This is a genomic window from Kitasatospora phosalacinea (genome assembly GCF_000716545.1).
GTDB classification, from domain to species: Bacteria; Actinomycetota; Actinomycetes; order Streptomycetales; family Streptomycetaceae; genus Kitasatospora; species Kitasatospora phosalacinea.
Genome location: NZ_JNWZ01000122.1, coordinates 1 through 7,225 on the forward strand (window position 1 = coordinate 1; position 7,225 = coordinate 7,225).

Annotated in this window: 5 protein-coding genes; 2 read left to right on the forward strand and 3 right to left on the reverse strand. The window is 74.5% G+C overall.

Features of this window, described 5'->3' with window-relative positions; all coding sequences use genetic code 11:
• The first annotated feature begins 88 nt into the window (after nt 1-88).
• The gene (locus OO48_RS33365; RefSeq protein WP_033223253.1) at nt 89-640 is read left to right on the forward strand and encodes an NUDIX domain-containing protein; all 552 of its coding nucleotides are present in this window, start codon (nt 89-91) and stop codon (nt 638-640) included.
• Nucleotides 641-682: 42 nt separating this feature from the next.
• Here OO48_RS33365 and OO48_RS33370 read toward each other — a convergent pair whose 3' ends face one another.
• Nucleotides 683-2,251, reverse strand: a complete 1,569-nt coding sequence (locus tag OO48_RS33370) for a phytoene desaturase family protein (RefSeq protein WP_033223255.1) — start codon at nt 2,249-2,251, stop codon at nt 683-685.
• A gap of 79 nt (nt 2,252-2,330) precedes the next feature.
• Between OO48_RS33370 and OO48_RS33375 the strand changes: the two genes are divergently transcribed.
• On the forward strand, nt 2,331-4,454 hold the full coding sequence (locus tag OO48_RS33375) for an acetoacetate--CoA ligase (protein ID WP_425338617.1): 2,124 nt from the start codon (nt 2,331-2,333) through the stop codon (nt 4,452-4,454).
• A 77-nt stretch (nt 4,455-4,531) separates the two neighbouring features.
• On the opposite strand, the gene ptsP is transcribed toward OO48_RS33375, so the two are convergent.
• Nucleotides 4,532-6,202, reverse strand: coding sequence for a phosphoenolpyruvate--protein phosphotransferase (gene ptsP / locus OO48_RS33380; protein WP_033223259.1), 1,671 nt, complete (start codon nt 6,200-6,202; stop codon nt 4,532-4,534).
• 39 nt (nt 6,203-6,241) lie between these two features.
• Nucleotides 6,242-6,691, reverse strand: coding sequence for a PTS sugar transporter subunit IIA (locus tag OO48_RS33385; RefSeq protein ID WP_033223261.1), 450 nt, complete (start codon nt 6,689-6,691; stop codon nt 6,242-6,244).
• Nucleotides 6,692-7,225 lie beyond the last annotated feature (534 nt).

The following is a 7,225-nucleotide window of genomic DNA, read 5'->3' on the forward strand; positions in this document are numbered from 1 at the left end:
CCGCACCACCGCACGCCCCTCCACCGGTCCCCACCGGCCCCGCCGAACTCCCGCCCTCCCGTCACCCGCCCGGACTACCATCGCCACCATGACGACCCCGCCGTCCGCCCGCCCCGCCCCCTTCGGCCCCCACACCCACTGCCACTGGTGCGGAGCGCCCTACCCGGCCGGCACCGAGAACTGGCCGCGCACCTGCCCCGGCTGCGGCGAGATCAGCTACCGCAACCCGCTCCCGGTCACCGTCGCCCTGCTCCCGGTCCACCACCCCGACGGCGACACCCGGCTGACCGTCATCCGCCGCACCATCGAACCCGGCCACGGCCTGCTCGCCCTGCCCGGCGGCTACGTCGACTACGGCGAGAGCTGGCAGCAGGCCGCCGTCCGCGAACTGCGCGAGGAGACCGGCATCCTGGCCGACCCCGCCGACGCCCGCCTGGTCGCCACCGACTCCGACACCCTCGGCGGCTTCCTCTGCCTGTTCGCCCTCCTCCCCGCCCGCGACCTGGCCGACCTGCCGCCCTCCGTCCCCACCGACGAGACCGAGGGCTGGCAACTCGCCACCGCCGACACCCCGCTCGCCTTCCCCTTCCACACCCGGGTCGCCCGCGCCTGGTTCGACGGCGAGTACCTGCGCCTCTGACCGGCGGACGGCCCCGGCGGGACGGCCCCGCACCCGTCCCGCCTACCGCCCCAGCACCGCCATCGCCGCGTTGTGCCCCGGGATCCCGCTCACCCCGCCCCCGCGCACCGCCCCGGCCCCGCACACCAGCACCCGCGGCCGCCCGGTCCCCACCCCCCACCGCCCGACGTCCGCCGGGTCCCCCTCGTGGAACGGGAACGCCAGGTCCCGGTGGAAGATGTTCCCGCCCGGCAGTCGCAGGTCCGCCTCCAGGTCCAGCGGCCCGCGCACCTCCAGGCACGGCCGCCCCTGCGCGTCCACCGCCAGGCAGTCCGCCAACGGCTCCGCCAGCACCCCGTCCAACGCCGCCAGCACCCCCGCCAGCGCCGCCTCCCGCACCCCCTCCGGGTCCCCGGCGAACAGCCGCGCCGGCACCTGCAGCCCGAACAGCGTCAGCGTCTGCGCCCCCGCCGGCACCCCGGGTCCCAGGATCGACCGGTCCGCCAGCGAGTGGCAGTAGATCTCCGACGGCGCGGGGGAGGGCAGCCGTCCCGCCACCGCCGCCCGGTACGCCCCCTCCAACTCCCGGTACGACTCCGCGACGTGGAACGTCCCCCCGAACGCGTCCCGCACGTCCACCGCCCCGTCCCGCAGCCGCGGCAGCCGGCGCAGCAGCATGTTCACCTTCAGCTGCGCCCCCTCCGGCGCGGGCCCCTCGCCGCCGCCCCCGCCCAGCAGCCGCTCCAGCTCCACCGGCGCCGCGTTGCACAGCACCCAGCGCGCCCCCACCCGCCGCTGGACCCCGTCCGCGTCCAGGTAGCCGACCTCGGCCGGCCCCGCCGCGCCCCCCGGATCGACCGCCACCACCTCGCACCCCGTCCGCAGCTCCGCCCCGCCCGCCAGCGCCGCCTCCGCCAGCGCCCCGGTCACCGCCCCCATCCCGCCCACCGGCACGTCCCAGTCGCCCGTCCCGCCGCCCACCACGTGGTACAGGAAGCACCGGTTCTGCCGCAGCGAGGGATCGTGCGCGTGCGAGAACGTCCCGATCAGCGCGTCCGTCAGCACCACCCCCCGCACCACGTCGTCCGCGAACCGCCGCTCCAGCGCCTCGCCCAACGGCCGCTCGAACAGCTCCGCCCACGCCACCGGATCGTCCACCCGCGCCCGCAGCTCCGCCCGCGACGGCAGCGGCTCCGTCAACGACGGGAACACCCGCTCCGCGACCCGCCCGGTCATCCCGTAGAACTCCCGCCACGCCGCGAACTCCCGCTCTCCACGCGTCAGTTCACGGAACGACTCGGCCGTCCGCCGCTCGTCCCCGCCGTCCACCAGCAACCCCCCGACCCGCCCGTCCCGCTCCCACGGCGTGTACGAGGAGATCCGCCGTCGCCGCAACTCCACCCGCACCCCCAGCTCCGCCAGGATCCGCCGCGGCAGCAGGCTCACCAGGTACGAGTACCGCGACAGCCGCGCGTCCACCCCCGCGAACGCCCGCTCCGACACCGCCGCCCCGCCCACGTGCCCCAGCCGCTCCAGCACCAGCACCCGCAGCCCGGCCCGCCCCAGGTACCCGGCCGCCACCAGCCCGTTGTGCCCGCCGCCCACGATCACCACGTCATAAGCCACCGTCATCCCGCCGGTCTACCACCTCCCACCCGCCCCCACCAGCACCCCGCCCGCGCGACCCTGGACCCCCGGACGATCACGTGGCATGGTCAGCAGCGTCAGCACCCACGGGCGGCCCGCCACGAGCCCGGCCGCCCCCACCCGGCCTGGAGACCACCACGTGAGCACCCCTCCGACCCCCCAGGACCAGCGGCCCCCGCACCCCGAGCCGCTCTGGCGCCCCGACCCCGCCCGCGCCGCCGCCAGCCGCCTGGTCGCCTTCCAGCGCTGGGCCGCCGAACACCACGGCGCCCCCGCCGCCCCGCTCGCACCGGTCACCACCGACGCCGAGGCCGCCACCCGCTACGCCGACCTCCACCGCTGGTCCACCGAGGACCTCAGCCGCTTCTGGACGGCCGTCACCGAGTACTTCGACGTCCGCTTCCACACCCCGCCCACCGCCGTCCTCGCCGAACCCGCCACCATGCCCGGCGCGAAGTGGTTCCCCGGCGCCACCCTCAACTACGCCGAACACGCCCTGCGCGCCGCCGAGGACCCGGCCAACGCCGACCGCCCCGCCATCCTCCACCTGGACGAGCGCAGCACCGGACCGGCCGCCACCACCTGGTCCGAACTGCGCCGCCAGGTCGGCTCGCTGGCCGCCGCCCTGCGCGCCCACGGCGTCCGCCCCGGCGACCGGGTCAGCGCCTACCTGCCCAACGTCCCGCAGGCCGCCGTCGCCCTCCTCGCCACCGCCGCCGTCGGCGCCACCTGGACCAGCTGCGCCCCCGACTTCGGCGCCCGCAGCGTCCTCGACCGCCTCCAGCAGATCGAACCCACCGTGCTGTTCGCCGTCGACGGCTACCACTACGGCGGCAAGGACCACGACCGCACCGGGGTCGTCGCCGAACTCCGCCGCGAACTCCCCACCCTGAACACCGTCGTCCACGTCCCCCTGCTCGGCACCCCCGCCCCCGAAGGCGCCCTGCTCTTCGACGACCTGGTCTCCGCCGACACCGAACCCGTCTTCGAACCGGTCCCCTTCGACCACCCGCTCTGGGTGCTCTACTCCTCCGGCACCACCGGCCTCCCCAAGGCCATCGTGCAGAGCCAGGGCGGCATCCTGGTCGAACACCTCAAGCAGGCCGCCCTCCACCTCGACCTCGGCCCCGACGACCGCTTCCTCTGGTACACCAGCACCGGCTGGATGATGTGGAACTTCCTGCTGGCCGGCCTGCTCACCGGCACCACGATCGTCACCTACGACGGCAGCCCCGGACACCCCGACACCGGCGCCCTCTGGTCCGTCGCCGCCCGCACCCGCGCCACCGTCCTCGGCACCTCCGCCGCCTACGTCATCGCCAGCCGCAAGGCCGACCTCCACCCCGGCCGCGACCTCGACCTCTCCGCCGTCCGCTGCCTCGGCACCACCGGCTCCCCGCTCCCGCCCGACGGCTTCCAGTGGATCTACGACGAGGTCGGGTCCGACCTATGGCTGGCCTCCGTCAGCGGCGGCACCGACGTCTGCTCCTGCTTCGTCGGCGGCGTCCCGACCCTCCCCGTCCACCTCGGCGAGATCCAGGCCCCCTGCCTCGGCGCCGCCGTCGAGTCCTGGGACACCGACGGCCGCCCGCACACCGACACCGTCGGCGAACTCGTCGTCACCAAGCCCCTTCCGTCCATGCCCACCGGCTTCTGGAACGACCCGGACGGCCACCGCTACCACGACAGCTACTTCGACACCTACCCCGGCACCTGGCGCCACGGCGACTGGATCACCGCCACCGGCCGCGGCACCGTCGTCATCCACGGCCGCTCCGACTCCACCCTCAACCGCCAGGGCGTCCGGATGGGCTCCGCCGACATCTACGAGGTGGTCGAACGCCTCCCCGAGATCGCCGAATCCCTGGTCATCGGCCTGGAAGAGCCCGACGGCGGCTACTGGATGCCGCTGTTCGTCGTCCTCACCCCCGGCGCCGAACTCGACGAGGACCTCACCGCCCGCATCCGCACCTCGCTGCGCACCGAACTCTCCCCGCGCCACGTCCCCGACGAGGTGATCACCGTCCAGGGCCTCCCGCACACCCTCACCGGCAAGCGCCTCGAAGTCCCCGTCAAGCGCCTGCTCGGCGGCACCCCCCTCACCCGGGCCGTCAACCCCGGCTCCGTCGACAACCTCGACCACCTGCGCTTCTTCGAACAGCTCGCCACCACCCGCAAGCAGCCCTGACCGCACCGGCCGGAAAAGACCCCGAGGGGCCGCCGCCACCCCCCACGGTGGCAGCGACCCCCCGGGAGACCGCCCCCCTACCGGCCGGACAGCACCCGCGCCGCCGCCTCCCGCGCCTCCTCGGCCGTGTCCGCCGCCCGCGCCGCCTCCGCCGCCCGCTGGCACTGCGCCAACGTCGCCCGCCCCAACTCCGCCCGCACGTAAGGGATCGACGCCGCCCCCATCGACAGGCTGGTCACCCCCAGCCCCGTCAGCACGCACGCCAGCAGCGGGTCCGCCGCCGCCTCCCCGCACACCCCGCAGCTCTTCCCGGCCGCCTTCGCCGCCTCCGCCGCCGCCGCGATCAGGTCCAGCAGCGCCGGCTGCCACGGATCCTGCAACCGCGCCAACGACCCCGCCTGCCGGTCCGCCGCGAACGCGTACTGCGCCAGGTCGTTCGTCCCCAGCGACAGGAACTCCACCTCCCGCAGGACCGCCGCCGCCCGCAGCGCCGCCGACGGAATCTCCACCATCGCCCCGTACTTCGCGTCCAGCCCCACCTCCCGGCAGGCCGCCGCGAACGCCCGCGCGTCCACCCCGTCCGCCACCATCGGCGCCATCACCTCCAAGCGCACCGTCAACCCCTCCGCCGCCCGCGCCAACGCCCGCAACTGCGACCGCAGCACCTCCGGGTGCTCCAGCAGCGTCCGCAGCCCCCGCACCCCCAGCGCCGGATTCGGCTCGTCCCCGGGCGTCAGGAACTCCAACGGCTTGTCCGCCCCCGCGTCCAGCACCCGCACCACCACCCGGGCCCCCGGAAACGCCTCCAGCACCTTCCGGTACGCCTCGACCTGCTTGTCCTCGCTCGGCGCCCGCGCCGAATCGTCCAGGAACAGGAACTCCGTCCGGAACAGCCCGACGCCCTCCGCCCCGTTCTCCAACGCCGCCGCCACGTCCCCCGGACCACCCACGTTCGCCAGCAACGGCACCATGAACCCGTCCGAGGTCCGCCCCGGCCCGGTCGAAGCCGCCAGCGCCGCCCTCCGCTCCGCCGCCTGCCGGCGCAACTCCTCCTGCCGCTCCGCCGCCGGCTCCACCAACACCTCGCCCGACGACCCGTCGACCGCCACCACCACCCCCTCCGCCAACCCCGTCGCCCCCGCCAGCGCCACCACCGCCGGCACCCCCATCGCCCGCGCCAGGATCGCGCTGTGCGAAGTCGGCCCGCCCTCCTCCGTCACGAACCCCAGCACCAGCGACGGATCCAGCAGCGCCGTGTCCGCCGGCGCCAGGTCCCGCGCCAACAGCACGTACGGCTCGTCACTGTCCGGCACCCCTGGCATCGGCACCCCCAACAGCCGCGCCACGATCCGGTTCCGCACGTCGTCCAGGTCCGCCACCCGCCCGGCCAGGTACTCACCCGCCGCCGCCAGCAACTCCCGGTACGCCGCGAACGCGTCGTACACCCCGCGCTCCGCACTGCTCCCCGCTTCGATCCGCCGGTTCACGTCCGCCAGCAGCTCCGGGTCCTGCGCCATCAGCGCCTGCGCCTCCAGCACCGCCTGCGCCTCACCACCGGCCAGGTTCCCGCGCGCGGTCAGGTCCGCCGCCACCGCGTCCACCGCGGCCCGCGCCCGGGCCTGCTCCCGGGGCACCTCCTCGGCCGACACCTGGGTCACCGGCGGCTCCAGCACCGCCGTCCCCATGTGCCGCACCTGCCCGATGGCGACCCCGTGGCTGACCCCCACGCCCCGCAGCGTCCGCTCCATGGTCCGAAACCCCTTCGCCGTCAGTCGCCGTAAGTTCCGTCAGTTCCAGATGAACAGCTCGCCGCCGGCCGTGACCTCACCGGACTCCGCCACCCCGCTCAACTGCTCCGCCGACGCCTCCAGCGCCACGATCGGCGAGATCGGCGACTTCCCCGCCGCCTCCACCGCCGCCGGGTTCCACTTGACCACCGGCTGCCCCCGCCGCACCCGGTCCCCCTTGTGCACCAGCAGCTCGAAGCCCTCCCCATTGAGCTGCACCGTGTCGATCCCCAGGTGCGTCAGCACCCCGTGCCCGTTCTCGTCCATCACCACGAACGCGTGCGGGTGCATCGACACCACCTGCCCGTCCACCGGAGCCACCGCCTCGATCGGCTCCCGCAACGGATCGATCGCCGTCCCCGGCCCGACCATGGCTCCGGCGAACACCGGATCGGGAACATTGGCGAGGCCGACGGCGCGACCGGCGAGCGGCGACGTGACAGTGGTCATGGTGGAGCCTCCCAGGTACGGAGTACATCGCGTGCGGCCGCGGGGCAGCGGCCCGTTGATCGACTGTCCCCAAATTACGTCAAACCCGGACATTACATGCCGTAACGATCGCAGGCCGCCCGAGTGAAGATCTCCACTCGCCCCAACAGCACCGCACACGAACCGACCGCCCCACGCCATCCCCGTCGCCCCGCCACCCTCAAGTGGTCTAGTCCTCTTGGCCGCCCCGCCGCACTCTACGGCATCCGAGTGACCCCACACCTGCCCCGCCCACCCGCTCCGCGCGGGCCCAACCGGGTGACTCCGCCCCGCCCCGATTAGGTGCTCGGCCGCCGACCCGCTATGGTTGCTCGAGTCGCCGCGCAACGGCGGTAAACAGAGCAGGTCAGGCGAGTAAAACTCCGGCCAACGCCGAGTAAACGGTCTGATAGGCTCGAAACACGAAAGAACGAAGCGCCCGGAGGGTCCGCAGGGATGCGGCTCGAAGGAAGCGTCCGTTCCTTGAGAACTCAACAGCGTGCCAAAAGTCAACGC

Excerpts from the sequence above, each read along its gene's own strand:
- OO48_RS33365 (WP_033223253.1), top strand. The coding sequence starts at position 89 with ATGACGACCCCGCCGTCCGCCCGCCCCGCCCCCTTCGGCCCCCACACC.
- OO48_RS33385 (WP_033223261.1), bottom strand. The coding sequence starts at position 6,691 with ATGACCACTGTCACGTCGCCGCTCGCCGGTCGCGCCGTCGGCCTCGCC.
- OO48_RS33370 (WP_033223255.1), bottom strand. The coding sequence starts at position 2,251 with ATGACGGTGGCTTATGACGTGGTGATCGTGGGCGGCGGGCACAACGGG.
- ptsP (WP_033223259.1), bottom strand. The coding sequence starts at position 6,202 with ATGGAGCGGACGCTGCGGGGCGTGGGGGTCAGCCACGGGGTCGCCATC.
- OO48_RS33375 (WP_425338617.1), top strand. The coding sequence starts at position 2,331 with ATGGTCAGCAGCGTCAGCACCCACGGGCGGCCCGCCACGAGCCCGGCC.